Source organism: Tepidimonas alkaliphilus (genome assembly GCF_007556595.1).
GTDB classification, from domain to species: domain Bacteria; phylum Pseudomonadota; class Gammaproteobacteria; order Burkholderiales; family Burkholderiaceae_C; genus Tepidimonas; species Tepidimonas alkaliphila.
Map to the genome: position 1 here is coordinate 14,655 of NZ_VJNB01000006.1, position 24,438 is coordinate 39,092.

25 protein-coding genes are annotated in these 24,438 nt (G+C 69.9%); 4 read left to right on the top strand and 21 right to left on the bottom strand.

Annotation, left to right across the window (positions count from 1 at the left end):
- Positions 1–24: 24 nt before the first annotated feature.
- From paaZ to Talka_RS06775, 16 genes are all read right to left on the bottom strand, one after another.
- A complete protein-coding gene (gene paaZ / locus Talka_RS06700) occupies positions 25–2,073 on the bottom strand; it encodes a phenylacetic acid degradation bifunctional protein PaaZ (protein ID WP_185970087.1) in 2,049 nt (682 codons plus the stop codon).
- A gap of 73 nt (positions 2,074–2,146) precedes the next feature.
- Positions 2,147–2,926: an ABC transporter ATP-binding protein gene (locus Talka_RS06705; protein ID WP_143890352.1), complete on the bottom strand. Its 780-nt coding sequence runs from the start codon at positions 2,924–2,926 to the stop codon at positions 2,147–2,149.
- The gene (locus Talka_RS06710) at positions 2,923–4,797 is read right to left on the bottom strand and encodes a branched-chain amino acid ABC transporter ATP-binding protein/permease (protein WP_143890353.1); all 1,875 of its coding nucleotides are present in this window, start codon (positions 4,795–4,797) and stop codon (positions 2,923–2,925) included. Before Talka_RS06710 ends, Talka_RS06705 begins: the two co-directional genes overlap by 4 nt.
- Positions 4,794–5,822: a branched-chain amino acid ABC transporter permease gene (locus Talka_RS06715; RefSeq protein WP_143890354.1), complete on the bottom strand. Its 1,029-nt coding sequence runs from the start codon at positions 5,820–5,822 to the stop codon at positions 4,794–4,796. Before Talka_RS06715 ends, Talka_RS06710 begins: the two co-directional genes overlap by 4 nt.
- A 13-nt stretch (positions 5,823–5,835) precedes the next feature.
- Complete coding sequence (locus Talka_RS06720; RefSeq protein ID WP_143890355.1) at positions 5,836–6,981, bottom strand: ABC transporter substrate-binding protein; 1,146 nt, start codon at positions 6,979–6,981, stop codon at positions 5,836–5,838.
- A 114-nt stretch (positions 6,982–7,095) separates the two neighbouring features.
- Entirely contained in the window at positions 7,096–8,193 is a 1,098-nt protein-coding gene (gene paaE / locus Talka_RS06725) for a 1,2-phenylacetyl-CoA epoxidase subunit PaaE (RefSeq protein WP_143890356.1), read from the bottom strand.
- Between the two features lie 27 nt (positions 8,194–8,220).
- Positions 8,221–8,769: a 1,2-phenylacetyl-CoA epoxidase subunit PaaD gene (gene paaD / locus Talka_RS06730; protein ID WP_143890357.1), complete on the bottom strand. Its 549-nt coding sequence runs from the start codon at positions 8,767–8,769 to the stop codon at positions 8,221–8,223.
- Positions 8,770–8,792: 23 nt separating this feature from the next.
- The gene (gene paaC / locus Talka_RS06735) at positions 8,793–9,596 is read right to left on the bottom strand and encodes a 1,2-phenylacetyl-CoA epoxidase subunit PaaC (protein ID WP_143890358.1); all 804 of its coding nucleotides are present in this window, start codon (positions 9,594–9,596) and stop codon (positions 8,793–8,795) included.
- Entirely contained in the window at positions 9,596–9,916 is a 321-nt protein-coding gene (gene paaB, locus Talka_RS06740; RefSeq protein ID WP_143890359.1) for a 1,2-phenylacetyl-CoA epoxidase subunit PaaB, read from the bottom strand. Before paaB ends, paaC begins: the two co-directional genes overlap by 1 nt.
- A gap of 31 nt (positions 9,917–9,947) precedes the next feature.
- Positions 9,948–10,958 carry a 1,2-phenylacetyl-CoA epoxidase subunit PaaA gene (paaA, locus tag Talka_RS06745; protein WP_143890360.1) on the bottom strand — a complete coding sequence of 337 codons (1,011 nt, stop codon included), beginning with the start codon at positions 10,956–10,958 and terminating at the stop codon, positions 9,948–9,950.
- A 20-nt stretch (positions 10,959–10,978) separates the two neighbouring features.
- Positions 10,979–12,304 carry a phenylacetate--CoA ligase PaaK gene (paaK, locus tag Talka_RS06750; protein WP_143890361.1) on the bottom strand — a complete coding sequence of 442 codons (1,326 nt, stop codon included), beginning with the start codon at positions 12,302–12,304 and terminating at the stop codon, positions 10,979–10,981.
- A 52-nt stretch (positions 12,305–12,356) separates the two neighbouring features.
- Entirely contained in the window at positions 12,357–12,833 is a 477-nt protein-coding gene (gene paaI / locus Talka_RS06755) for a hydroxyphenylacetyl-CoA thioesterase PaaI (protein WP_143890362.1), read from the bottom strand.
- Between the two features lie 176 nt (positions 12,834–13,009).
- Positions 13,010–14,005 carry a phenylacetic acid degradation operon negative regulatory protein PaaX gene (gene paaX / locus Talka_RS06760; RefSeq protein ID WP_185970088.1) on the bottom strand — a complete coding sequence of 332 codons (996 nt, stop codon included), beginning with the start codon at positions 14,003–14,005 and terminating at the stop codon, positions 13,010–13,012.
- A 43-nt stretch (positions 14,006–14,048) separates the two neighbouring features.
- On the bottom strand, positions 14,049–14,615 hold the full coding sequence (flhC, locus tag Talka_RS06765; RefSeq protein WP_143890363.1) for a flagellar transcriptional regulator FlhC: 567 nt from the start codon (positions 14,613–14,615) through the stop codon (positions 14,049–14,051).
- Between the two features lie 34 nt (positions 14,616–14,649).
- Entirely contained in the window at positions 14,650–15,012 is a 363-nt protein-coding gene (gene flhD, locus Talka_RS06770) for a flagellar transcriptional regulator FlhD (protein WP_143890364.1), read from the bottom strand.
- Positions 15,013–15,196: 184 nt separating this feature from the next.
- On the bottom strand, positions 15,197–15,763 hold the full coding sequence (locus Talka_RS06775) for a cob(I)yrinic acid a,c-diamide adenosyltransferase (RefSeq protein WP_143890365.1): 567 nt from the start codon (positions 15,761–15,763) through the stop codon (positions 15,197–15,199).
- Between the two features lie 116 nt (positions 15,764–15,879).
- Here Talka_RS06775 and Talka_RS06780 point away from each other — a divergent pair, with 116 nt between their 5' ends.
- The 3 genes from Talka_RS06780 to Talka_RS06790 all read left to right on the top strand — a co-directional run bounded on the left by Talka_RS06780 (position 15,880) and on the right by Talka_RS06790 (position 18,140).
- Positions 15,880–16,131 carry a FitA-like ribbon-helix-helix domain-containing protein gene (locus Talka_RS06780; RefSeq protein ID WP_185970089.1) on the top strand — a complete coding sequence of 84 codons (252 nt, stop codon included), beginning with the start codon at positions 15,880–15,882 and terminating at the stop codon, positions 16,129–16,131.
- The gene (locus Talka_RS06785) at positions 16,128–16,550 is read left to right on the top strand and encodes a type II toxin-antitoxin system VapC family toxin (RefSeq protein WP_143890366.1); all 423 of its coding nucleotides are present in this window, start codon (positions 16,128–16,130) and stop codon (positions 16,548–16,550) included. Before Talka_RS06780 ends, Talka_RS06785 begins: the two co-directional genes overlap by 4 nt.
- A gap of 66 nt (positions 16,551–16,616) precedes the next feature.
- Complete coding sequence (locus Talka_RS06790) at positions 16,617–18,140, top strand: FAD-binding oxidoreductase (RefSeq protein ID WP_143890367.1); 1,524 nt, start codon at positions 16,617–16,619, stop codon at positions 18,138–18,140.
- Positions 18,141–18,841: 701 nt separating this feature from the next.
- On the opposite strand, the gene Talka_RS06800 is transcribed toward Talka_RS06790, so the two are convergent.
- Genes Talka_RS06800 through Talka_RS06820 form a run of 5 tightly spaced genes read right to left on the bottom strand, consistent with a single transcriptional unit; the run spans position 18,842 to position 23,955 of the window.
- Positions 18,842–19,819, bottom strand: coding sequence for a ParB/RepB/Spo0J family partition protein (locus Talka_RS06800; RefSeq protein WP_143890368.1), 978 nt, complete (start codon positions 19,817–19,819; stop codon positions 18,842–18,844).
- 5 nt (positions 19,820–19,824) lie between these two features.
- Entirely contained in the window at positions 19,825–20,595 is a 771-nt protein-coding gene (locus Talka_RS06805) for a ParA family protein (RefSeq protein WP_143890369.1), read from the bottom strand.
- A 38-nt stretch (positions 20,596–20,633) separates the two neighbouring features.
- Positions 20,634–21,314 carry a 16S rRNA (guanine(527)-N(7))-methyltransferase RsmG gene (rsmG, locus tag Talka_RS06810; RefSeq protein ID WP_143890370.1) on the bottom strand — a complete coding sequence of 227 codons (681 nt, stop codon included), beginning with the start codon at positions 21,312–21,314 and terminating at the stop codon, positions 20,634–20,636.
- Entirely contained in the window at positions 21,311–23,308 is a 1,998-nt protein-coding gene (gene mnmG, locus Talka_RS06815; protein ID WP_143890371.1) for a tRNA uridine-5-carboxymethylaminomethyl(34) synthesis enzyme MnmG, read from the bottom strand. The genes rsmG and mnmG overlap by 4 nt, the downstream gene beginning before the upstream one ends.
- Positions 23,203–23,955: a hypothetical protein gene (locus tag Talka_RS06820; protein ID WP_185970090.1), complete on the bottom strand. Its 753-nt coding sequence runs from the start codon at positions 23,953–23,955 to the stop codon at positions 23,203–23,205. Before Talka_RS06820 ends, mnmG begins: the two co-directional genes overlap by 106 nt.
- A 279-nt stretch (positions 23,956–24,234) precedes the next feature.
- Here Talka_RS06820 and Talka_RS06825 point away from each other — a divergent pair, with 279 nt between their 5' ends.
- Complete coding sequence (locus tag Talka_RS06825; protein ID WP_143890372.1) at positions 24,235–24,438, top strand: YgaP family membrane protein; 204 nt, start codon at positions 24,235–24,237, stop codon at positions 24,436–24,438.

The following is a 24,438-nucleotide window of genomic DNA, read 5'->3' on the forward strand; positions in this document are numbered from 1 at the left end:
GCGACCTCCCACCCGATGCGAGGCTCAGGCGCGCTTGGCCACCAGCGTCAGGATCTCGTAGCTGGCCACCAGCTCGCCGTGCTGGTTGGTGACCTCCACGTCCCACGCCACCACGCCCTGGCCGCGGCCCTGGGCGTCGGTCTTGGCGCGGTCGATCTTGCGCTTGCAGGTCAGGCGCGCCTGGATGGTGTCGCCGATGGCCACCGGCTTGACGAAGCGCAGCGTCTCCAGCCCGTAGTTGGCCAGCACCGGCCCCGGCGCCGGCGAGACAAACAACCCCGCCGCCGCCGACAGCACGAAGTAGCCGTGCGCGATGCGCCGCCCAAACGGCGAATCCTTGGCGGCGATCTCGTCGAAGTGCATGTAGAAGTAGTCGCCGGAGATGCCGCCGAAGGCGACGATGTCGGCCTCGGTGACGGTGCGGCGGTGCGTCAGCAGGCTCTCGCCGATGCGCAGGTCCTCAAAATAACGGCGGAACGGGTGCACCTCGGTCTCGATGCGCGCACCGCCACGCACGTATTCACCGGTGACCGCCGTCAGCATGGTCGGCGAGCCCTGCACCGCGGCGCGCTGCAGGTAGTGCTTGACGGCGCGCAGGCCGCCCAGCTCCTCGCCGCCGCCGGCGCGGCCCGGGCCGCCATGCTTCAGCGGCGGCAGCGGCGAGCCGTGGCCGGTGGATTCCACCGCCGCCTCGCGGTCCAGCACCAGCAGCCGGCCGTGCCACGCCGCCGCCACCGGGATCGCGCGCGCGGCCACCTGCGGTTCGCGCGTCACGAGCGTGGCCACCAGGCTGCCGCGCCCGCGCGCGGCCAGGGCCAGCGCCTCGTCCAGGTCGTCGTAGGGCAGCAGGGTGCTGACCGGGCCGAACGCCTCCACCTCGTGCACGGCGGCGTGGCCGTGCGGGTCGCGCGCCAGCAGCAGCGTCGGCGCGCAAAACGCCCCTTCGGCGGCGCCGTCGCCCAGCGGCGCAAAGTCCGGCCCGCCGTCCCACACCACCTCGGCCCCGGCGCGCAGCAGGGCCACGCGCTCGGCCACGTCGCGCTGCTGCGCGTGCGAGGCCAGCGCCCCCATGCGCACGCCCTCCAGCGCCGGGTCGCCGACCACCACCTTGGCCAGCCGCGCGCGCAGCCGCTCGGCCACGGCGTCCAGGTGGCGGCGCGGCACCAGCGCGCGGCGGATCGCGGTGCACTTCTGCCCGGCCTTGACGGTCATCTCGCGCACCACCTCCTTGACGTAGAGGTCGAACTCCTCGTCGTCCGGCGTGACGTCGGGGGCCAGGATCGCGCTGTTGAGCGAGTCGGCCTCAGCATTGAACGGGATCGACTGGCGCACCAGGTTGGGGTGCGCGCGCAGCCGCGCCGCGGTGTCGGCGCTTCCGGTGAAGGTGACCACGTCCTGCCCCTCCAGCCGATCCAGCAGGTCGCCGGTGCCGCCGATGACGAGCTGCAGGCTGCCCTCGGGCAGCAGGTTGCTCTCGACGATCAGGCGCACCAGCGCCTCAGTCAGGTAGCTGGTGGCGGTGGCGGGCTTGCCGATGCATGGCAGGCCGGCCAGGAAGGTCGGCGCGAACTTCTCCAGCAGCCCCCAGACGGGGAAGTTGAAGGCGTTGATGTGCACCGCCACACCCGCGCGCGGCACCAGGATGTGCGTGCCGGCGAAGCGCCCCTGCTTGCCGAGCGGCACCACCGGCCCTTCGTGCAACAGGTTGCCGCTCGGCAGCTCGTTGCGCCCTATGCTGGCATACGAAAACAGTGTGCCGATGCCGCCCTCGATGTCGATCCAGCTGTCCTGGCGCGTCGCGCCGGTGTGGGCAGAAACGGCGTAAAGTGCCTCCTTGCGCTCCATCAGGTGTTGAGCCAGCGCCTTCAGGCGCGCGGCGCGCTGCTGGAAGTCCAACCGCAGCAGCGCCGCCTGCGCGCGGCGCGCGTGCGCCAGCGCCTCGGCGAAGTCGATCGGCTCGGCGTGCGTGGCCGCCACCGCTCGGCCATTGACGGCGCTGCGCAGCGTCTGCGCCGGGGTGTGGCCGAACCAGCGGCCAGCGATGTAGCTCTGCAGGACGGGGATGTCGTTCATCGGGATCAGGTTCTCGGTGGGTCAATAAGGCAGGGAGCACCGCGCCGGCCCGGGCGCGGCGACGGGCGGGTCGTCAGGCGACGGCGGCGGACGGGGCGGCCGGCTCGGCGCCGCGGCGGCCGCCCAGGCCCAGGTAGGTCTCGACGATGCGGCGGTCGTGCAGCAGGTCCTCGGCCGCCCCGTGCAGGGCGATGGCGCCCATCTCTAGCACGTAGCCGCGGTCGGCGATCTGCAGCGCGGCGCGGGCGTTTTGCTCGATCAGCAGCACCGACACGCCGACCTCACGCAGCCGCGCCACGGTCTGCAGCACCTCGCGCACGATCAGCGGCGCCAGGCCCAGCGACGGCTCGTCCAGCATCAGCAGGCGGGGCCTGGCCATCAGCGCGCGGCCGATCGCCAGCATCTGGCGCTCGCCGCCGGACAGGGTCGCAGCCATCTGGGCGCGGCGCTCGCGCAGGCGCGGAAAAATCGCAAACACCTCCTCCATGCGCGCGCGCTGCGTGCGGTCGCCGCGGCGCCAGCGCGCAAAGCCGCCCAGCAGCAGGTTGTCCTCCACCGACATCTCGCCGAACAGCTCGCGCTTTTCCGGCACCAGCGCCACCTGGCGCGCCACCATGCGCTCCACGCTCGGACGCGGCACCACCTCGCCGGCCACCGCGAGCTCGCCGCGCGACGGCAGCAGGCCCATCGCGGCGTTGAGCAGCGTGGTCTTGCCGGCGCCGTTGGGGCCGATGACGGTGACGATCTCGCCCTCGTGCACGTCCAGATCGACCTGGTGCAGCGCCTCCACCGGCCCGTAAGAGACGGAAAAGCCGCGCAGGCGCAGCAGCGGCGGGCGTCCGGCGGGGCTCATGCCGCGCCTCCCAGACCATCGTCGCCGAGGTAGGCCGCCAGCACGCGCGGGTCGCGCTGCACCTCGGCCGGGGTGCCGCGCGCGATCACGGTGCCGAAGTCCAGCACCGTGATGCGGTCGGCCAGGTTCATCACGAACTCCATGTCGTGCTCCACGATCAGGATGCCCAGACCCTCGCGGCGCAGCTGATCCAGCAGCCGCGCCAGCGCCTGCTTTTCCAGATGGCGCAGACCCGCAGCCGGCTCGTCCAGCAGCAGCAGCGCCGGCTGGGCCGCCAGCGCCCGGGCAATCTCGACGATGCGCTGTTGGCCCAAAGCCAGCGACCCGGCGGGCGCGTGCGCGTGCTCGGCCAGCCCGCAGCGCTCGATCTGGCGCATGGCCTCGGCCAGCAGCGCGGCTTCCTCGTGCCGATCCAGCCGCAGCATGCTGGCCAGCCAGCCGCGCCGCCCGCGCAGGTGCGCGCCCAGCGCCACGTTGTCCAGCACGCTGCGCTGGCCCAGCAGCCGCACGTGCTGGAAGGTGCGCGCCAGCCCGCGGCGCGCAAACGCCCGCGACGGCTGCCCGGTCATCGGCTCGCCCAGCAGCCGCACCTCGCCCTCGGTGGGGTCGTCGACGCCGGAGATCATGTTGAAGAACGTGCTCTTGCCGGCGCCGTTGGGGCCGATCAGCGCGTGCACCTCGCCGGCGCGCACCTCCAGCAACACCTTGCTGTTGGCCACCAGGCCGCCGAAGCGCTTGGTGACGTCGCGCGCCTCCACCAGCACCGTGCCGGGCGGCGGCAGCGGCCGCGTCGGCAGGGGCGCCGCCGCCGGCAGCCGGGCCGGGGCGGGGCGTACGCCGGCGCGGCGCGCCCAGCGCGCCAGCGTCGGCCACAGCCCCTCCGCATGGCGCTGCAGCACCACCATCATCAGCAGGCCGAAGACGACGATCTCGAAGTTGCCGCTGGTGCCCAGCAGCCGCGGCAGCCAGTCCTGCAGCTGCTCCTTCAGCAGCGCGATCAGCGTGGCGCCCAGCACCGCGCCCCACAGGTGGCCGCTGCCGCCGACCACCGCCATGAACAGGTACTCGATGCCGATGTTGATGTTGAACGGCGTCGGGTTGACGAAGCGCTGCAGGTGCGCGTAGAGCCAGCCCGAGACCGCCGCCAGCAGCGCCGCCAGCAGAAACACCTGCGCGCGCAGCCGCCCGGTGTCCACGCCCATCGACTCGGCCATCACGCGCCCGCTCTTGAGCGCCCGGATCGCGCGGCCCGTGCGCGAATCCAGCAGATTGTGCAGCGCCCACAGCGCCAGCAGCACCACCGCCCAGATCAGCACCCCCAGGTGACGCGGATCGGCCAGCGACAGCCCGAACAGCTCCAGAGGCCTGATGCCGGTCAGGCCGGTGTGGCCGCCGAGAAAGCCGAGGTTGCCAAACAGAAAGTAGAGGCTCAGCCCCCAGGCGATCGTGGCCAGCGGCAGGTAGTGCCCGCCGAGGCGCAGCGTGACGGCGCCCAGCACGCCGGCCACCAGCGCCGTCAGCACAAGCCCCAGCGCCAGCCCGAGCCATGGCAGCAGCGCCGGCGGCAGCCCTTGCAGCGCCTCGGCCACCGCCGGCGCGGTGCACACCCAAGCGGTGGCGTAGGCCCCCAGCCCCACAAAGGCGGCCTGGCCAAACGACGTCATGCCGCCGACGCCGGTCAGCATCACCAGGCCCAGCGCCACCAGCGCGTGCAGCCCGATGTAGTTCAGCAGCGTCACCGTAAACGGCGGCAGCCAGCCCCACGCGGCGGCCAGCGCCGCCACCGCCAGCAGCGTCAGCGTGCGCGTGGTCAGTGCGCCCGGGGCGGCGGCCGGTGCGGTCATCGAAGGGGAGGAAGCCGGTGCGCTCATTCCTCGTCCTCCACGTGGTGGCTGCGCAGCGAGCGCCACAGCAACACCGGAATGATCAGCGTAAACACCAGCACTTCTTTGAACGCGCTGGCCCAGAACGAGGCGAACGCCTCCAGTTGCCCGACCAGCAGCGCGCCCAGCAGCGCCAGCGGGTAGCTGGCCAGCCCGCCGATGATCGCGGCGACGAACCCCTTGAGCCCGACCAAAAAGCCGGTGTCGTAATAAACCGTCGTGATGGGCGCAATCAGCAGCCCGGAGACCGCCCCGATCAGCGCCGCCAGCGCAAAGCTCAAATCGCCCGACAGCTCGGTCGGGATGCCCATCAGGCGCGCGCCGACGCGGTTGATGGCGGTGGCGCGCAGCGCCTTGCCGAGCAGCGTGCGCTCAAAGAAGGCAAACATGGCCAGCACCAACGCCACCGTGACGCCGATCACCACCAACGCCTGCCCGCCGACCGGCAGCCCGCCCAGATCCAGCCGCGCCTCCGAGAACGGCGGGGTGCGCGCGCCCTCCGCGCCGAAGAACCACAGGCCCAGCCCCATCAGCACGCCGTGCAGCGCCACCGCCACGATCAGCAACACCAGCACGGTGGCGTGCGCCAGCGGCCGAAACGCCAGCCGGTACGTCAGCGGCCCCAGCGGCGTGACCAGCAGCAGCACCGCCAGCGCCTGCCCGAGCAGCGACGCCGGCCGCCACACCAGCAACGCCAGCGCCGCCAGCCCCGGCAGCGCAACGCACCACAGCAGCGTGGACCACCAGTCCACGGTGGCGCCGCGGCGCTGGCGCCACAGCTCCAGCGCCAGCACCGCCGCAGCCATCGCCAGCAGCAGCCACAGGATGCCCGGCGTGGCGCCGGCCTGCAGCGCCGCCATCGCCAGCGCCGCGTAGGCCACCAGCTCCCCCTGCGGCACAAAGATGACGCGCGTGACCGAAAACACCAGCACCAAGGCAAGTGCCATCAAGGCGTAGATGGCCCCGTTGACGATGCCGTCCTGCGCCAGAAAAAGGGCAATCTGCCAATCCATGCGGCCTCACGCTTTACGGCGCGTATTTCCAGGTGCCGTTTTCGATGCGCACCATGACACGCGCGCGCTGATCCAGCCCGTTGTGGTCGGTGGGCGACATGTTGAAGATGCCGTGCGCCCCGGCGACGTTTTTGACGCTTTCCAGCGCGTCGCGCAGCGCGGCGCGAAACTCGGGCGTGCCGGGCTTGGCTTTTTTGAGCGCCTGCGGCACGGCGGCCTGCAGCAGCAGCCCGGCGTCCCAGGCGTGGCCGCCGAAGGTGGTGACACTGCCCTTGCCGTAGGCGTCCTCGTAGGCCTTCACGTAAGCCTGCGCGGACTTCTTGACCGGATGGTCGTTGGGGAGCTGGTCGGCCACCAGCATCGGGCCGGCGGGCAGCAGCGTGCCCTCGCAGTCCTTGCCGCAGACGCGCAGGAAGTCGTTGTTGGCCACGCCGTGCGTCTGGTAGATCTTGCCGGCGTAGCCGCGCTCTTTCAGCGTTTTTTGCGGCAGCGCCGCCGGCGTGCCGGAGCCGGCGATCAGCACCGCGTCGGGCCGCGCCGCGATGATTTTGAGCACCTGGCCAGTGACGGAGGTGTCGGTGCGGTTGTAGCGCTCGTTGGCGACGATGTTGAGCTTCTTCACCCCGGCGGCCTTGGCGAACTCCTGGTACCAGCCCTCGCCATAGGCGTCGGCAAAGCCGATGAAGGCGACGTTGCGCACGCCGTTGTCGGCCATGTGGGTGGCGATGGCCATCGCCATCAGGATGTCGTTCTGCGGCGTCTTGAACACCCAGCGGCGCTTGTCGTCGACCGGCTCGACGATGCGCGCCGAGGCCGCCAGCGAGATCATCGGCACGCGCGCCTCGGCCACCACGTCGATCATCGCCAGCGAGTTGGGCGTGGTGGTGGAGCCGATGACCACATCGACTTTGTTTTCGCTGATCAGCTTGCGCGTGTTGGTCACCGCCGCTGTAGTGTCGCTGGCGTCGTCAAGCACGATGTAGTTGACCTTCTCGCCAGCAATGGTTTGCGGCAACAGGCTGATGGTGTTTTTCTCTGGGATGCCCAGCGACGCCGCCGGGCCGGTGGCCGACAGCGTCACGCCTACCTGGATATCGGCCCAGGCTGCCCCCATGGGAGCAGCCGCGGCCAGGGTCAGCAGTAAATGGCGCAGTTTCATGGCAGTCTCCTCGGCGAGGGTGGTTCAACGTGCAGGCTGGCGGCCTTCGCGGCCGACCCGCCCGCGCTTGGGGAGCGGCGCATCCGGGCAGAATGCCAAACGCCCGGCCGCTGCTTAGCGCTCGTCAAAACTCAGCGTCAATGTAGGCGTGCAGGGGCGCGCCTGGCAAGTCAGCACGAATCCTTCGGCCACCTCCTTTTCGGTCAAGCCAAAATTGCGCTCCATCACCACTTGGCCGCGCAGCACCTTGGCGCGGCAGGTGCTGCAGACGCCGCCTTTGCAGGAGTAGGGCAAGTCCAACCCCGCTTCCAAGGCTGCGTCCAACACCGTTTCGCCGGCAACGATCGGCACCTCGTGCTGCTTGCCGTCCAGCACGACGATGGCCTGGGCGGCGGCGTGCGCCGCGCGGCGCGCCCCGGCGGCGTCCACATCAGCCTGCACCTTGGCAGCCTGCGCCGCGTCGGTGGTGAAGCGCTCGCTGTGGATGCGGCCTTCCGGCACCCCGGCGGCCCGCAGCGCGCGCTCAGTGGCCTGGATCATGGCCTGCGGCCCACAGATGAACACCTCGTCCATGCTGGCCGGCGGCAGCAGCGCGTCCATGATGGCGCGCACCTTGGCCTCGTCCAGCCGGCCCTGCAGCAGATCCACCTCCTGCGCTTGACGCGACAGCACATGGATCATGGTGAAGCGGTCGAGGTAGCGGTCTTTAAGATCCTGCAGCGCCTCGTTGAACATGATGCTGGCGGTGCGACGGTTGCCATACACCAGCGTGAATTTGCTGTGCGGCTGCTCCTCCAGCGTGCTGGCCACGATCGACAGAATTGGCGTGATGCCGGATCCTGCGGCAAACCCCACCCGGTGCAGCGCGCGCGGCCGCTGCACGGTAAAACGGCCCTGCGGCGGCATCACCTCCAGCACCTGCCCGGGGTGCAGCGACTGCACGGCCCAGTTGGAGAAGCGCCCGCCGGCCACCGGCTTGATGCCGATTTCCAGCTCGCCCCAGCGCTCGTAGCGCGAGCGCGGGCTGCAGATCGAGTAGTTGCGCCGCAGCTCCTCGCCGTCGAGCCGCGCGCGCAGCGTCAGGTACTGCCCGGGCTCGAAGCGGAAGGTCTCGCGCAGTTCCTCGGGCACGACGAAGGTGATCGCCACCGCGCCGCCGGCTTCAGGGCTGACGCGCTGGATTTTTAGGGGGTGGAATCGGGGCACGCTCATCGGGGCGCCTTGCTGTTCTCGGGGAGGTCAATGGGGCTTGAAGTGGTCGAACGGCTCGCGGCAGTCCAGGCACTGCCACAGCGCCTTGCAGGCGGTGGAGCCGAAGCGCGACACCTCACGGGTGTGGGTGGAGCCGCAGCGCGGGCAGGCCACCGCCTCCTCGTCGGCGGCGGCGCGCGGCACGAAGCGCAGCACCTGCGCGCCGCCGACGGCCGGCGCGGCGCAGCGGCCCGGCGGCGCGATGCCGTAGGCGCGCAGCTCGGCGCGCGCGGCCTCGCTCATCCAGTCGGTGGTCCAGGCGGGGGCCAGCTGCGTGACGACGCGCCCCGGAACGCCCAGGCGCTGCAGCGTCGCTCGCACGTCGTCCTCGATCTGCGCCATCGCCGGGCAGCCGCTGTAGGTGGGCGTGAGGATCACCTCGACCTGCGCCGGATCGTCGGCGGCGGCGCGCACGTCGCGCAGGATGCCCATGTCGGCCAGCGTCACCACCGGGATCTCCGGGTCGGTGAGCGCCTCCAGCGCGGCGCGCACGCGCTCAAGCAGCGCCTCGTCGACGGTGGGCAGGGCGGCGGTCATGGCGTCGGCTCCGTCGCGGCGGCTCACCACTGCGCGCCGGGATGGGCGCGCGCCACCGACTGCATCTCCGCCAGCAGGTGGCTCAGGTGCTCGGAGTGCAGCCCGGTCTTGCCCTGCGGCACGTAGCCCTCGTCGCTCGGCAGGCGCAGCGTCGCTTCCTGCAGCGTCGCCGCCACGGTGGCGCGCCAGGCGTCGCGCAGGCCCGCCACGTCCACGCCGACGCCGGCCTGCACCGCCGCGCGCTCGAAGTCGCTCGCCGTCCAGAACTCCTGCGTGTACGGCATCAGGTGGTCGAAGGCGGCCTGCATGCGCGCGTGCGACTCCTCGGTGCCGTCGCCCAGGCGCACCACCCATTCGCTGGCGTGGCGCAGGTGGTAGCGCGCCTCCTTCAGCGACTTGGCGGCGATCGCCGCCAGCGGCTCGTGGCGGCTGGCCTGCAGCGCGTCCCACAGCGGCACCATCAGCGCGCTGTAGAGAAAATTGCGCGCCAGCGTCACGCCCCAGTCCATGTCGCCCTGCGCGTAGCCGACGCGCGGCAGGCTGGCCGGCAGCTCCAGCAGCACGTAGTTGCGGAACTGGTGCGCGTCGCGCCAGTAGGCGTAGGTGTCCTCGGTGGCCTCGCCGCCCTCCAGCCGCGCCACCTCTTGATACAACAGGCGCGCCTGGCCGATCAGATCCAGGCTCTGGTTGGCCAGCGCCAGGTCTTCCTCCAGCACCGGGCCGACGCCGCACCACTGGCAGTTACGCTGCGCCAGCACCAGCGCGTTGTCGCCCAGGTGCAGCAGGTAGTCGATCCGCACGTCGGTCTCGGTGGCCACGGCGTCCATCACATGTGCCCCACTTCGTCCGGGATCTCGTAGAAGGTCGGGTGGCGGTAGATCTTGTCGGCCGCCGGCTCGAAGAACTCGCCCTTGTCGTCCGGGCGGCTGGCCACGATCGCCGCGGAGGGCACGACCCAGATGCTGACGCCCTCCTGGCGGCGGGTGTAAATGTCGCGCGCCATCTGCAGCGCGTGCGTGGCATCCGCCGCGTGCAGGCTGCCGCAGTGCTTGTGCTCCAGGCCCTGCTTGCTGCGCACGAACACTTCCCATAGGGGCCAGTCCTTCAGCGCCGGGGTTGGGTTGGCGGGGGTTTGGGGGTCGCTCATCGTCGGGTTCTCCTCTCCTGCGGCGGCGGGGTCAGGCCGCCGCCTTCAGCGCGCGCGCCTGGCGCTTGCGCGCGTGCGCCAGCGCCGCCTCGCGCACCCAGGCGCCGTCGCGGTGCGCCTTGATGCGCGTGCCAAGGCGCTCCTTGTTGCACGGCCCGTGGCCGTTGACGGTGCGCCAGAACTCGTCCCAGTCGATCTCGCCGAAGTCGTAGTGGCCGCGCTGGGGGTTCCACTTCAGCTTCGGGTCGGGCAGTGTCACGCCCAGCACCTCGGCCTGCGGCACGGTGGCATCGACAAACTTCTGGCGCAGCTCGTCGTTGCTGATGCGCTTGATGCCCCAGCGCATGCTCTGCTCGCTGTGCACGCTGGCGCTGTCGGGCGGGCCGAACATCGCCAGGCATTTCCACCACCAGCGGTTGACGGCGTCCTGCACCATGCGGCGCTGCTCGTCGGTGCCGCGCATCATCGTCAGCAGCAGCTCGTAGCCCTGGCGCTGGTGGAAGCTCTCCTCCTTGCAAATGCGGATCATCGCGCGCGCGTACGGCCCGTAGCTGCAGCGGCACAGCGGGATCTGGTTCATGATCGCCGCGCCATCGACGAGCCAGCCGATGACGCCGACGTCAGCCCAGGTCAGGGTCGGGTAGTTGAAGATCGAGCTGTATTTGGCACGCCCGGAGTGCAGCTGCTCGATCAGCTCGGCGCGGCTGACGCCCAGCGTTTCGGCAGCGGAATACAGATACAGCCCGTGGCCGCCCTCGTCCTGCACCTTGGCCAGCAGGATGGCCTTGCGCTTGAGGCTGGGCGCGCGGGTGATCCAGTTGCCCTCCGGCAGCATGCCGACCACCTCGCTGTGCGCGTGCTGGCTGATCTGGCGGATCAGCGTGCGGCGGTAGGCCTCGGGCATCCAGTCCTGTGGCTCGATGCGACCGTCGGCGTCGATGCGCGCCTGGAAAGCGGCGAGCTTGTCAGCGGGCTCGTCGGGCTGGATCGGCTGCACCTTCGTCGCGGCCGGATCGGGGAGGCTGAGCGCTTGCGTGTACATGGCGGATCTCCTCGAGGGGGTCACAGCGGACGGGGCCGCTCGTCCAGCACGCGCCGCGCCTTGCCGGTCTGGGTGCGCGGCAGCGTGTCGGCGTCCAGCACCGTCACGCGGGTGCTCACGCCGATGAAGGTCTTGATGCGGTGCTGTAGCTCGTGGGCGATGAGCGCGCGCTCGGCCTCCGACAGGCGCCCGCTCAGGTGGCGCTGCAGCTCGCAGCGCACCTCGAGCTGATCCAGGTGCCCCTCGCGCGTCAGCACCAGCAGGTAGTTGCCCGACAGCTGCGCGTCGCGCAGGATCTGCTCCTCGATTTGCGTCGGGAAGACATTGACGCCGCGCAGGATGATCATGTCGTCGGTGCGTCCCGTGATGCGGCCGATGCGGCGAAAGCTGCGCGCGGTGGGCGGCAGCAGCCGCGTGCGGTCGCGCGTGCGGTAGCGGATGACGGGCATGGCCTCTTTGGTCAGCGAGGTGAAGACCAGCTCGCCCTCCTCGCCGTCGGGCAGCACCTCGCCGGTGTCGGGGTCGATGATCTCGGGGTAGAAGTGATCCTCCCAGATCACCGGGCCGTCCTTGGTCTCGATGCACTCGTTGGCCACGCCGGGGCCCATCACTTCCGACAGGCCGTAGATGTCCACCGCATCCAGCCCAAGCTTGCGTTCGATCTCGGCGCGCATGCCCTCGCCCCACGGCTCGGCGCCGAAGATGCCGACCTTGAGCGGAATCTGCTCCGGCGCGATGCCAAGCCGCTCGAACTCCTCGGCGATCACCAAGGAATAAGACGGCGTCACCATGATGATGTCGGGCTTGAAGTCCATGATCAGCTGCACCTGGCGCTCGGTCTGTCCGCCCGACATCGGAATGACGGTGCAGCCCAGCCGCTCGGCGCCGTAATGCGCGCCCAGCCCGCCGGTGAACAGGCCGTAGCCGTAAGCCACGTGCACGATGTCGCCGGGGCGGCCGCCGGCGGCGCGGATCGAGCGCGCCACCAGATGCGCCCAGGTGTCGATGTCACGCTGGGTGTAACCGACCACGGTGGGCTTGCCGGTGGTACCGGAGGAGGCGTGGATGCGCACCACCTGCTGCCGCGGCACGGCAAACATCCCGAACGGATAGGTTTCACGTAGGTCAGCCTTGGTGGTAAAGGGAAATTTGGCCAGGTCGGCCAGCGTCTTCAGGTCGTCCGGGTGCACGCCGGCGGCGTCGAACTTGGCGCGGTAGTGCGGCACGTTGTCGTAGGCGTGGCGCACGCTCCACTTCAGGCGCTTGAGCTGCAGCGCGGCGATCTCGTCGCGGCTGGCGGTCTCGATCGGCTCCAGGTCGCCGGGGCGCGGGGCTTTGACGGGCATCGTCGGGTCTCCTCTATCCTCGGGTCGCTTTCAGAGCGCGCGCGGCGGCGACTCAGGCGTGGGGTTGCGCCTGCTGCAGGCCAGCGATCACCTCGCCGCCGATGCGGTGGCTCTTGCCGCGAAACAGCGCCACCAACCGCCCGCTGCCGCGCGCGCGCACCGTGATGTCATAGACGCCGCTGCGGCCGGCCAGCGCGCGCTCCACCGCCTCGGCCTCCAGCACCTCGCCCTCGCGCGCGGGGCTCAGGAAATCGATCTGGCACGCCGAGGCCACGGTGTTGTGGTTGTGGCTGTTGCAGGCGTAGGCAAACGCGCTGTCGGCCAGCGTGAAGATCAGCCCGCCGTGGCACATCGCGTGGCCGTTGACCATGTCGGCGCGCACCGGCATCGACATCACCGCGCGGCCCGGGCCGACGGCCTCCAGCCGCATGCCCAGCGCCTGGCAGGCGCGGTCGCGTGCCCACATCGCGGCGGCCGCCGCTTCGGCCAAAACCTGAGGATCGGTCAAAGTCGAAGTGGCGCCGGTCATCGTGATACAAAAAGTTCCTCATTGAAGACAACTTCAGTATCAATCGATCGCGTGGTTCCGCCCATAGGGGTTTTCCCGCAACAGCGCACGATCCTGCCACCGGCCCGACCAGCGGTGTGGTCAGGCCACGCGCCCGCGCTGCATCGCCGCGCCCAGCGTCCCGCTTGCGTGGATGCTCAAACGCCAGGCGGCTCGCCCAGCGAACAGGTGTCGTCAAGCGGCTCAAAGCGCTGCCACAGCCATGCCGCCGCCGTCGGCGCCTGGCCGTCGGCCAGCCGCACGCAGCGATCCAGGTGCTGCTCGGCGGGCTCCAGCAACAGCCGATAAAGGCGACGGCATACCTGACGCGCCCGCTCGCCCGGCCACTCGCGCGGCAGCAGCTCAGCGGGCAGCTGCGGGTCGCGCAGCAGCAGGCGACGCCAGTCGTGGATCAGCAGCGTGCGGCCCAGAAAGGCCAGTGGCGGCGGCACCGCATGACCGCGCAACGCGGCCTCGATCGGAGCGTAGCGCTCCACGAAATCCGCATAGTGTTGCGCCAGCGCGGCCAGATTCCAGGCCTGCTGCACCAATGAGCGGTTGGGCGCCACCCCGCGCAACGGCAGCCGCTGCGCGCGCAGCGGCAGCAGCGCGCCGACCCAAGCGCCCAGCCCGTCGGCGCCCAGCGCGTCCAAGGTTGCGTCGAGGTCGGCGCTCGGGTGCAGGTAGATCGCCCCAGGCAGCTCGCCCCAGCCCTGCCAGAACAGCGATCGGCGCAGCCGCTCGCGCACGCGCGCCGGCAGCGCCTCGGTGACCACCAGCAGCCGCCAGTGCAGATCCCAGCTCGGCGCGCGCGCGGCGTAAATCTGGCGCGCCGCTTCATCCACGCGCGCCAGCCCCGCCTCCGTCAACAGGTAGTCGGTGCGCCGCCCGTGCGCGCGGGTGGCCAGCCACCCTTCCTGCACCAGCCGATAGACCGCGGTGCGCACCAGGCGCTCGTTGATCCCGAGCGGCGCCAGCAACTCGATCAGACTGCCAAGCCACAGCCGCGCGCCGCGTGGCAACACGGCGTCGCCGAATACGGTGACGATCAGCGAGCCGGCCTGCACGCGGTCTTGCTGCGCAAACGCATCGATGCGCGCCTGCAACGCAGCCAGCGGGTTGGGGTGAGCCTCGGCGTTAGGGACGGCAGCCATGGCGCGATCGTAGCGCCGGCGCTTCCCCCGAGCTCGTCACGGCTCAAGCTTCGGCGCGCAGCGCGCCTTGCGCGCGGCCCTTGCCAGCGCGCGCCGGCGGCTTGCACAGGCCGCAAACGAAGTGGCGGTGGTTGACGTAGGGATCCGCCACAAAGTGGCCGCCGCACTGCGTGCAACGCGCGCGCGCCAGCATCCCGGCATCCACAAAACGGCTCAACCGCCAGGCTCGTGTCAACGACAGCAACGGCTGCAGACCGCAGGCGCGCATCTGCTCGGCATACAGCCGATACGCCTTCATGACGGCGTCGATGTTGTCGATGGCAGCCGCCTTCAGCAACGACTGCCGGATGTTTTCAAACAGCGAGGCGTGGATGTTGGGCTGCCACTGCAAAAAGTAGTCAGTGGAAAACGGCAGCTGGCCTTTGCTGGGTGAGCGCCCGGTGACCTCTTTGTAGAGCTTGAGCAGCCGCTCGTAAGAGAGGTTGGTTTCGCTCTCCAACACCTGCAGGCGCGCGCCGAGCTGGATCAGCTGCACGGCGCGCTCGACGTCGCGGCTTTCGGCCAACAGGCTTTTGGCGGCGGACTTGCGAGTGGCGGTGACGGCGGTCATGGCAGGGCTCCGGGGCGGGGATGGGGACGGGGCGTCAGGCGGCGGCTTGCGCCAGGCGGCTGGCCATCAGGATGCTGCCGTGCAGACGTTGCGCTGCCTCGCCCAGGGAACGTTGCGGCGCGTGACGGCTGGCCAACAGCGCAAAGACCATCTCGTCGTCGGCCTGAAAGCGGCACAGCAAGGTGTTGGTGCTGGCCAGCTTGAGCAGTTGCGCCGGCGAGAGGGCTGCGATCAGGTCGGCAGCCTCTTGCGTCAGACCCAGGCGAAACGTCGCCTCGGCTTTGTCGGCGCGAATCAAACGCTGCGCCAGCATCAGGTAGGTGAGGTTGACCTCGCGGATTTCAGCCAGCAACTGCTCGCGCTCGTCGTCGTGCGGCAGGATGGCGGTGTCGCTCATGGCGGTGCTCCTTCTCAGCGGGCTCGCCACTTGGTTCGGGCTTCCTAGCACAAAGTGGCAAGCGGTGTTGCGTTGAAAAGGATTGTGAAAACCGCTCTGCTTGGCTTGAATCCGAAGGTGTCTGTTGCTCGATCCGACGGCGGATGACCCCGATGTCAGAAAAAAACCGACAAACGCCACGGTATCAGTCCGCCCCGCCGCGGCGCAGGCGCTCGCTGTTCCAATAGACGTCGTCGCCGCCGCCGTGACGGTTGAGCACGCGCGCCAGCACAAACAGCAGGTCGCTGAGCCGATTCAGATATTGACGCGGCGTGGCGTGCAACGCTTCGGCTTCCCCCAAGGCGACCAAGCTGCGCTCGGCGCGGCGCGCCACCGTGCGGCAGACATGCGCCAGCGCCGCCGCGCGCGTGCCGCCGGGCAGAATGAACTCCTGCAGTCGCGGCAGCCGCTGGTTGTAGTCGTGCAGCGCCTGATCCAACGCCAGCACGGCTTCGGGCTTGAGCAAGGCGTGGCCCGGCATGCTCAGCTCCCCGCCGAGGTTGAACAGCTCGTGCTGAATCGTGATCAGCAGCGCGCGCACATCTTCGGGCAGCGGCTCGGTCAGCAGCAAACCCAGGTGGGAATTCAATTCATCCACATCCCCCAGCGCATGGATGCGCAAACTGCTCTTGCTGACGCGTTGGTTGTTGCCCAGGCCGGTGGTGCCGGCGTCGCCGGTGCGGGTGGCGATTTGGGTCAAGCGGTGGCCCATGGTGCGAGGTTCCTCGGCGATGCGACCGCGGCATTATCCAGCGTGGTGACGGCCACGGTGCTGCTAGCGTGATAGCATCCGTCCGATCGAATGGTTGGCACGCGTGGAGACGACCGATGGCGCAGGTGGTGGTGCGACGTCTGGAGGAAGGCGTCAAGCAGGCACTGAAGGCGCGCGCGGCGCGCCACGGCTGCAGCATGGAAGAGGAGGTGCGCCGCATCCTGCGCCGCGCGGTGCAGGAGGAGCCCGCGGCGGCAGCGCCGGGGCTGGGTTCGCGCATCGCGGCGCGCTTCGCCGGACTGGGCCTCGACGACGAATGGCCGACGTGGCACGGGCACGAGGCGCAGCCGATGGAGCCGCCGCAGTGAAGCTGCTGGACACCAACGTGCTGTCGGCCCTGATGCGGCGCGAACCGGACGCGCGCGTGGTGGCGTGGCTCGACGCTCAGGAGCCTGAGACGGTATGGACGACCACGATCACGGTGTTCGAGGCGCGTTACGGGCTGGCCCTGCTGAGCGAGGGCCGGCGCCGGCAGGCGTTGCTGGCGTCGCTGGAGGCGCTGCTGGAGGATGACCTGCGCTGGCGCGTGCTGCCGCTGGACGCGCGGGCGGCGACACTGGCGGCCGAACTGGCGGCCCGCCGGCGGCGCCAGGGTCGCCCGGTCGATCTGCGCGACACGCTGATCGCCGGCATCGCACTGGCGCACCGTGCCACCATCGTCACCCGCAACCGGCGCCATTTCGCCGACTTGGAGGTCGACGTGGTCAACCCTTGGGCGGCCGACTGACCCATCCTGATACCGCAAGCCCCACCCCGGCGTCCAAGCCTGCGCAGTCCACCGGAAGGCCTCTCGATGAACGCCCCCCTGACCGCCCCCCTCCTGCCCGACGTGCAGTCGCGCCCGGTGCCGCCCGAGGCGCTGGCCGCGCTGCAGGCGCGCTTCGGCGCGCAGCTGTCCACGGCGCTGGCGGTGCGCGCGCAGCACGGCCGCGACGAGTCGGCCTTCACGCACGTGCCGCCGCCGGCGGCGGTGCTGTTCGCGCAGTCCACGCAAGACGTGGCCGATGCGATGCGGCTGGCCGCGCATTGGACAATACCGGTCATTCCCTTTGGCGCAGGGTCATCCCTGGAGGGTCAAGTGCTGGCGGTGCAAGGGGGCTTGGCGTTGGATCTGACGCGCATGAACCGGGTGCTGGCGGTGCACGCCGAGGACCTGACCGCCACCGTGCAGCCGGGCGTGACGCGCCAGCAGCTCAACGAGGCGGTGCGCCACCTCGGGCTGTTCTTCCCGATCGACCCGGGGGCGGATGCGACGCTGGGCGGCATGACCGCCACGCGCGCCAGCGGCACCAACGCCGTGCGCTACGGCACCATGCGCGACAACGTGCTGGCGCTGGAGGTCGTCACCGCCAGCGGGGCGGTGGTGCGCACCGGCACGCGCGCGCGCAAGAGCAGCGCCGGCTACGATCTGACGCGTCTGTTCGTCGGCAGCGAGGGGACGCTGGGCGTCTTCACCGAGATCACGCTGCGCCTCTATCCGCTGCCGGAGGCGGTCTCGGCCGCGGTCTGTTCGTTTCCAAGCGTGGAGGCGGCCGTGCGCACGACGATGGCCATCATCCAGATGGGCGTGCCGATCGCGCGCTGCGAGCTGCTGGATGCGCGCACGGTGCGCGCGGTCAACCGGCACAGCCAGCTCTCGCTGCGCGAGGAGCCGATGCTGCTGATGGAGTTCCACGGCTCGCCCACCGGCGTGCGCGAGCAGGCCGAGACGGTGCAGGCGCTGGCCGCCGAGCACGGCGGGCAGGCGTTCGAGTGGGCCAGCACGCCGGAGGCGCGCACGCGGCTGTGGACGGCGCGCCACCACGCCTACTTCGCCGCCGTGCAGAGCCGCCCGGGGTGCCGGTGCATCACCACCGACGTGTGCGTGCCGATCAGCCAGCTGGCCGACCACGTCACCGCCGCGGTGGCCGAGGCCGACGCCGCCGGGCTGCCCTACTTCCTGGTGGGGCACGTCGGCGACGGCAACTTCCACATGGGCTACCTGATCGACCCCGACGACGCCGGGGAACGCGCGCGCGCCGAGGCGCTCAACGCCGCGCTGGTGCAGCGGGCGATCGCCGGCGGCGGCACCTGCACCGGCGAGCACGGCGTCGGCCTGCACAAGATGGGCTTCCTGCGCGCCGAGGCCGGCGAGGAGGCGCTGGCGCTGATGCGCGCGATCAAGCGCGCGTTGGATCCGCACAACATTCTCAATCCGGGCAAGATTCTGGAAGGGTTCGCCGCGCCAGCGGTTGCTGATAGAGCCAAAGCGGACGGCCATCCGGGCAGCGCCACACCGCCGTCGGCTGCCACGCAGCGGCCTCAAACTCCAGGCTGACCAGCCAGGCGCCCGGGCGCAATTCCGCGGCGGCCTTGGCGGCCGCGCGCGGCATCGTCTCCGGCCGCTGGAACAGGTACACGAGGTCGTAGCGCGACCAGTCCTCGGCCCAGAAGTCGCCGCGGCGCACGCGCGCGCCGGCCGGCGCACGCCACCTCGCCAGCAGCGCCAGCGGCCAGGCGCGCTCCACGCCGTGCAGCTCGGCGTCGGGGTAGGCGCGCTCCAGCGCGCGCAGGCCGTCGCCGGCGCCGCAGCCGGCGTCCAGCACGCGCGCGCGCGGCGGCAGCCACACCGCCTCGCGCAGCCCGTCCAGCGCGCCCGGCGGGGTCGGGTACAGCGGCGCGTCGCGCCACGCCCGCCACGGGTACAGCGCCGCGGCGGCCAGCAGCAGCAGCGCCCACGCCCACGCCGGCGGCACCGGCACGAGCCCCGCGGCCAGCACCCACGACAGCGGAAAGCCCAGCGCCATCATGACGCGGCGCGCCGGCGTGGCGCCGCGGCGGATCGCCCACACGCTGGCCAGCAGCGCGACGATCCCGAACGCCTCGGCCACCGGCCGCTGCAAGCCGACGCGCAGGGCCACGTAGCCGGCCCACGCCGCCAGCCACAGCAGCAGCGCCGGCAGCGGCCAGCGATCCGATGTCCGGGCAGGCTTGACGTCCCGATAGAGTCGGCGCACCACAGCCCGGCCCCGCACCTTGCTAGCCGGCCAGCGCTCGCAGGCGTTGCAGCAAGCCGTCCAGCTCATCCAATGAGCTGAATGCGATCGCAAGCTCCCCCTGTTGGTCGAAACGACCGCCCCGCTTGAGGCGCTTGTGGACACGCACCTCGACACGCGCGGCCAGAAGGTCGGACAGCTCGTCTTGCAGCCGCCGCACATCGGGGTCGGGCTCGCGCGCCTGACGCGGTTTTGGCGCCGCGGGCACGCCCAAGCGACGGGCCAACGCTTCTGCCTCGCGCACCGACAGCCCCTTGGCCGCAATCGTGTGCGCGGCGGTGATCTGCGTCGCTTTGTCCAGACTGAGCAAGGCGCGCGCGTGGCCCATGTCAAGGTCGCCGGCCAGCAGCATTGCTTGCACCGGCTCAGCCAGTTGCAGCAGGCGCAACAGGTTGGTGGCGGCGCTACGGGAGCGGCCAATCGCCTGCGCGGCTTGCTCATGCGTCAAGCCGAAATCACGGATCAACCGTTGCAAACCCTGCGCCTGCTCCAGCGGGTTGAGGTCCTCGCGCTGAATGTTTTCGATCAGCGCCATGGCCGCGGCGGCTTCGTCGGCGACGTCGCGCACCAGCACCGGCACCGCCTCCAGCCCGGCCAGCCGGGCGGCGCGGAAGCGCCGCTCGCCGGCGATGATCTCGTAGACCGGACGCGCGCCGCGCGGCGCCGCCGGCGCAAACGGCTGGCCAGCCGGGCTGGCGTGCCACGCCTGCAGTCGTGCCTCGCCGACGTCCTCCGGCAGCCGGCGCACCAGCACCGGCTGCATGATGCCTTGAGCGCGGATGCTTTCGGCCAGCTCATACAGCGCGCCTTCGTCCATGCGGGTGCGCGGCTGGTATGGCCCCGGCACCAAGTCTGATAGCGGCAATTCGCGCGGCGCGTCCGGGCCAGGCTCGCTTACGCTCGGCCCGAGCAACGCATCCAGCCCGCGCCCCAATCCTTTGGGTTTTCGGTTCAACTTCATCAAGTTCACATTCGTTCGATGCGCGCGACCATCTCGCGCGCAAAATCCACAAACGCCTTGGCGCCGCGTGCCGACGGGTCAAACACCACCCCCGGCAGGCCGAAGCTCGGGGCTTCGGCCAGCCGCACATTGCGCGGGATGACGGTGTCGAAGACCTTGTCGCCGAAGTGCGCCTTGAGCTGATCACTGACCTGTTGCTGCAATGTGATGCGGGCATCGAACATCACGCGCAGCAATCCGATCAAGCGCAAATCGCGGTTGAGGTTGGCGTGCACCTGCTTGATGCTGTTGACCAGGTCAGCCAAGCCTTCCAGCGCAAAATACTCGCACTGCATTGGCACGATCACGCCGTGCGCGGCGCACAAGCCGTTGAGTGTCAACAAACTGAGGCTGGGCGGACAATCGATCAGCACAAAGTCGTAATCGTCCTGCACGGCTTGCAGCGCGTCTCGCAAGCGCAGTTCGCGGCGCTGCAGTCCCACCAGCTCCACTTCGGCGCCGGCCAAATCGCGGTTGGCCCCCAACACGTGGTAACCAACGGGCTCCGAGTAACGGGCGGCTTCGTTCAGCGCGACCTCTCCCAGCAACACGTGGTAAACCGTCGGCGCCAGCACCCGCTTGTCCAACCCTGAGCCCATGGTGGCGTTGCCCTGCGGATCCATATCAATCAGCAGCACCCGCTGACCGACCCGCGCCAGGCCGGCGGCCAGGTTGACGGCCGTGGTGGTTTTGCCCACTCCGCCTTTTTGATTGGCAATGCAAAACACGCGCGCCATGCGCTCCCCTTTTTTGGTTGGCCCAGCCGGCGGCGAGTTTAAGGGGTTTTGTCGTCGCCCCGGCGGCGCAGCCAGACCAGGCAGCGCTCCGCGTTCAGCCCCGGCACGGTCAGCGGTTCCACGTGAAACGCTTCGGCCCAGCTCGGCAACGCGGCGATTTCGTCGTGCGGCACGCGGCCCTTCATCGCCATCCACACGCCCTCCGGCGCCAAGGCCGGCCGCGACCAAGTGACGAAGTCGGCCAGCGTCGCGAACGCCCGCGCGGTGACGACGTCGAACGGCCCGTCCAACTCCTGCACGCGCGCATGCACGGCGCGCAGATTCGGCAGCGCCAGCGTCGCTGCCGCCTGCGTGACGAAGGCCGTCTTCTTGGCCGCCGCGTCAACGCAGACCACCTGCCAGCGCGGCTCGGCAATCGCCAGCACCACCCCCGGCAGTCCGGCGCCGGAGCCGACGTCGAGGATGCGCGCCGCACTCTCGCATCCGCGCGCTGCCAGCTCCCGCCGCAGTGGCCTCAGCACCGCCAAGCTGTCCAGCAGGTGGCGGGTCAGCATCTGCGCCGGATCGCGCAGCGCGGTCAAGTTGATCGCCGCGTTCCAGCGCTGCAACAGCGCCAGGTAGTCGAGAAGACGACGTTGCGCAGCCTCGTCCAGCGTCAGCCCGAGCGCGTGCAATCCCGCGGCCAGGGCTCCTGGCCGTTGGGCCTCGGACGCCTTCATGCTGCAAGCGGCGTGGCCGCATCCTTGGCGTCAGCGGCGGGCGCGTCGCCAAAGCCCTTGAAACGCCCCCGTTTGAGGTGGATCAGCAACAACGAGATCGCCGCCGGCGTGACGCCAGAAATGCGGGCGGCCTGGCCAAGCGTTTCGGGACGATGCTGCTGTAACTTTTGCCGTACCTCGATGCTGAGCGCCGGAACCTGCATGTAGTCCAGGTCTTCGGGCAAACGCAAGTGCTCATAAGCGGCGGCGCGTTGCACCTCCTCGCGCTGGCGCTCAATGTAGCCCGCATATTTGGCGGCGATTTCGACCTGCTCCGTCACCGCCTCATACAGCTCGCCCAGGGTTTCACGTGAAACACCGTCCGCTGGCGGCGCGAACCGCCCGCCCTCCAGCGACATCAGCGCCTCGTACCCCACCCCCGGGCGGCGCAGCAGGTCGAACAGGCTGTGCTCGTGCGCCAGCGGCTGGCCCAGCACGCGCTCGGCCTCCGCCGCCGACACGTTGCGCGGGTGCGCCCACGTGGCCTTCAGCCGCGCCGTCTCGCGCTCGATCGCGTCGCGCTTGCGGCAGAAGGCGTCCCAGCGCGCGTCGTCCACCAGGCCAAGGCGGCGCCCGATCTCGGTCAGTCGCAAATCGGCGTTGTCCTCGCGCAGCTGCAGCCGATACTCCGCGCGGCTGGTGAACATGCGGTACGGCTCGGTGACGCCCTTGGTGATCAGGTCGTCGATCAGCACGCCGAGGTAGGCTTGGTCGCGCGTCGGCACCCACGGCTCGCGCCCCAGTACCTGCAGCGCGGCGTTGAGGCCGGCGTGCAGCCCCTGCGCCGCCGCCTCCTCGTAGCCGGTGGTGCCGTTGATCTGCCCGGCGAAAAACAGGCCGCGGATCGCCTTGGTCTCGAACGTGGCGCGCAGCGCCCGCGGATCGAAGTAGTCGTATTCAATGGCGTAACCCGGACGCAGGATGTGCGCCCGCTCCAGCCCGGCGATCGAGCGCACCATCGCCAGCTGCACGTCGAACGGCAGGCTGGTGGAAATGCCGTTGGGGTACACCTCGTGCGTGTCCAACCCCTCCGGCTCCAGAAACACCTGGTGGCTGTCCTTGTCGGCGAAGCGGTTGACCTTGTCCTCGACGCTCGGGCAGTAGCGCGGCCCGACCCCTTCGATCTTGCCGGTGAACATCGGGCTGCGGTCAAAGCCGGAGCGGATGATCTCGTGCGTGCGCGGGTTGGTGTGCGTGATCCAGCACGGCAGCTGGCGCGGGTGCATCTCCGGGCGCCCCATGAAGCTGAACACCGGCACCGGGCGGCCCTCGGTCTCGGAGCCCGGCATGCCGTCGCCCGGCTGCTCGGTGCAGCGGCTCCAGTCGATCGTGCGGCCGTCCAGCCGCGGCGGCGTGCCGGTCTTCAGGCGCCCCTGCGGCAGCTTCAGCTCCTTGAGCCGCGCCGACAGCGCCACCGCCGGCGGGTCGCCGGCACGCCCGCCGCTGTGGTGCTGCAGACCGACGTGGATCTTGCCATCCAGAAAGGTGCCTGCGGTCAGCACCACCGCATGGGCCCGAAAGCGAATGCCGATTTGCGTCACCACCCCCGCGACACGATCCCCTTCGACGATCAGGTCGTCCACCGCCTGCTGGAACAGCCACAGGTTGGGCTGATTTTCCAGCCGGCGCCGGATCGCGGCCTTGTAGAGCTTGCGGTCGGCCTGCGCGCGCGTGGCGCGCACCGCCGGCCCCTTGCTGGCGTTGAGGATGCGGAACTGGATGCCGGCCTCGTCGGTGGCCAGCGCCATCGCGCCGCCGAGCGCGTCGATTTCTTTGACCAGATGCCCCTTGCCGATGCCGCCGATCGAGGGGTTGCAGCTCATCTGGCCCAGCGTCTCGAGGTTGTGCGTCAGCAGCAGCGTGCGGCAGCCCATGCGGGCCGCAGCCAGCGCCGCCTCGGTGCCGGCGTGCCCGCCGCCCACCACGATGACATCGAACGCTTCCGAATACAGCATCGGCCGAGTGCTCCAGCAACAGAAGGCCGCAGTCCCAAAAAGGACTCGGCCTTGCTCCCATTGATTTGGATTTTCCCACGAAAGGGATCGCCCCTGCACCGGGGTCGATCAACGACGACTCGCCAACGCCGCGGCTTGAAACGCTTGGGCGTGGTCAGCTCAAACATCTCATCACGGATGCGCGCAGTGTAGAGACCTGCCGCTTGGGCTTCTTCTTCCACCCCGGCATCCCCGTCGATGCCGGCCAGAATCCCGATGCGCGCTTTTCCTTTGAGTTCCGGCAGGAACTCAAACAGCGTCTGCAGCTGCTCGATCAGCTGGCCGATCGCCTCGCGCTTGACGCGGCTTTTGACCTCCACCACCACCACCACCGTGTTGACCTTGCCGTTGGCCCAGGCCAGCACGTCGTATTCGCGCTCGCGATCGTCGCGGCGCACGCGCAGCCGCGGGGCCACGTTGTCCATGTGAAAGCGCCGCCGCAGCAGCCGCTCCATCGTCGGCAGCGCCACGCCCTCGCCAAAGGAGCCGAACTTGTCACCCAACCCGCCGATCTGGCGCTTGAGCTCGCGCAGCTGGCGGTCGGTCTCGCGCCCTGTCTCGCGCAGCTCGCGGATCCGATGGTCGATCTCCTGAAGGCGCAGAACCATCGATGTCCCCCTGCTCGGCCAGTGCGGCGTTGAGGTCTTTTAAGCTTATCCCAAGACAGCTCGGTCGCGGCAGACATGGCCTTTCATTCAAAAGCTGGTCGTTTAGCTCAGTCAGGCGCCTCCGCCGCCGAAAGGGCCCCAGCGCGCGACGTGTTTCACGTGAAACTCGGCAACCGAGGCAACGGGGGCTTGCCAACTGTCAAACAAACGTCGTAGAGTGCAAGGTATCGTATCGATGCGCTCACTGTGGCGTTGCTGTTATCGATAAGGAGGAGCATCATGACCCGCAACGTTGGAGGCCTTGATCGCGTTTTGCGCATCATCATCGGTTTGGCGTTGATCGTTGCCACCGCGACCGGCACGATCGGTGTTTGGGGCTGGATCGGCATCCTGCCACTGGCCACCGGGTTGATCGGCTGGTGCCCTCCCTACGCCATCTTTGGCATCAACACTTGCAAAACCGAGCCCAAACAGGAAGGCTGA

What these genes read in the sequence shown, in the direction of transcription:
- Talka_RS06710 (WP_143890353.1), bottom strand. Translation starts at nt 4,797, where the DNA reads ATGAGCGCACCGGCTTCCTCCCCTTCGATGACCGCACCGGCCGCCGCC.
- Talka_RS06790 (WP_143890367.1), top strand. Translation starts at nt 16,617, where the DNA reads ATGAACGCCCCCCTGACCGCCCCCCTCCTGCCCGACGTGCAGTCGCGC.
- paaB (WP_143890359.1), bottom strand. Translation starts at nt 9,916, where the DNA reads ATGAGCGACCCCCAAACCCCCGCCAACCCAACCCCGGCGCTGAAGGAC.
- paaZ (WP_185970087.1), bottom strand. Translation starts at nt 2,073, where the DNA reads ATGAACGACATCCCCGTCCTGCAGAGCTACATCGCTGGCCGCTGGTTC.
- Talka_RS06775 (WP_143890365.1), bottom strand. Translation starts at nt 15,763, where the DNA reads ATGGGCCACCGCTTGACCCAAATCGCCACCCGCACCGGCGACGCCGGC.
- paaK (WP_143890361.1), bottom strand. Translation starts at nt 12,304, where the DNA reads ATGCCCGTCAAAGCCCCGCGCCCCGGCGACCTGGAGCCGATCGAGACC.
- flhD (WP_143890364.1), bottom strand. Translation starts at nt 15,012, where the DNA reads ATGAGCGACACCGCCATCCTGCCGCACGACGACGAGCGCGAGCAGTTG.
- flhC (WP_143890363.1), bottom strand. Translation starts at nt 14,615, where the DNA reads ATGACCGCCGTCACCGCCACTCGCAAGTCCGCCGCCAAAAGCCTGTTG.
- Talka_RS06805 (WP_143890369.1), bottom strand. Translation starts at nt 20,595, where the DNA reads ATGGCGCGCGTGTTTTGCATTGCCAATCAAAAAGGCGGAGTGGGCAAA.
- Talka_RS06780 (WP_185970089.1), top strand. Translation starts at nt 15,880, where the DNA reads ATGGCGCAGGTGGTGGTGCGACGTCTGGAGGAAGGCGTCAAGCAGGCA.
- Talka_RS06705 (WP_143890352.1), bottom strand. Translation starts at nt 2,926, where the DNA reads ATGAGCCCCGCCGGACGCCCGCCGCTGCTGCGCCTGCGCGGCTTTTCC.
- paaE (WP_143890356.1), bottom strand. Translation starts at nt 8,193, where the DNA reads ATGAGCGTGCCCCGATTCCACCCCCTAAAAATCCAGCGCGTCAGCCCT.
- paaX (WP_185970088.1), bottom strand. Translation starts at nt 14,005, where the DNA reads ATGGCTGCCGTCCCTAACGCCGAGGCTCACCCCAACCCGCTGGCTGCG.
- Talka_RS06800 (WP_143890368.1), bottom strand. Translation starts at nt 19,819, where the DNA reads ATGAAGTTGAACCGAAAACCCAAAGGATTGGGGCGCGGGCTGGATGCG.
- Talka_RS06820 (WP_185970090.1), bottom strand. Translation starts at nt 23,955, where the DNA reads ATGGTTCTGCGCCTTCAGGAGATCGACCATCGGATCCGCGAGCTGCGC.
- paaD (WP_143890357.1), bottom strand. Translation starts at nt 8,769, where the DNA reads ATGACCGCCGCCCTGCCCACCGTCGACGAGGCGCTGCTTGAGCGCGTG.
- paaI (WP_143890362.1), bottom strand. Translation starts at nt 12,833, where the DNA reads ATGACCGGCGCCACTTCGACTTTGACCGATCCTCAGGTTTTGGCCGAA.
- mnmG (WP_143890371.1), bottom strand. Translation starts at nt 23,308, where the DNA reads ATGCTGTATTCGGAAGCGTTCGATGTCATCGTGGTGGGCGGCGGGCAC.
- paaA (WP_143890360.1), bottom strand. Translation starts at nt 10,958, where the DNA reads ATGTACACGCAAGCGCTCAGCCTCCCCGATCCGGCCGCGACGAAGGTG.
- rsmG (WP_143890370.1), bottom strand. Translation starts at nt 21,314, where the DNA reads ATGAAGGCGTCCGAGGCCCAACGGCCAGGAGCCCTGGCCGCGGGATTG.
- paaC (WP_143890358.1), bottom strand. Translation starts at nt 9,596, where the DNA reads ATGGACGCCGTGGCCACCGAGACCGACGTGCGGATCGACTACCTGCTG.
- Talka_RS06720 (WP_143890355.1), bottom strand. Translation starts at nt 6,981, where the DNA reads ATGAAACTGCGCCATTTACTGCTGACCCTGGCCGCGGCTGCTCCCATG.
- Talka_RS06825 (WP_143890372.1), top strand. Translation starts at nt 24,235, where the DNA reads ATGACCCGCAACGTTGGAGGCCTTGATCGCGTTTTGCGCATCATCATC.
- Talka_RS06715 (WP_143890354.1), bottom strand. Translation starts at nt 5,822, where the DNA reads ATGGATTGGCAGATTGCCCTTTTTCTGGCGCAGGACGGCATCGTCAAC.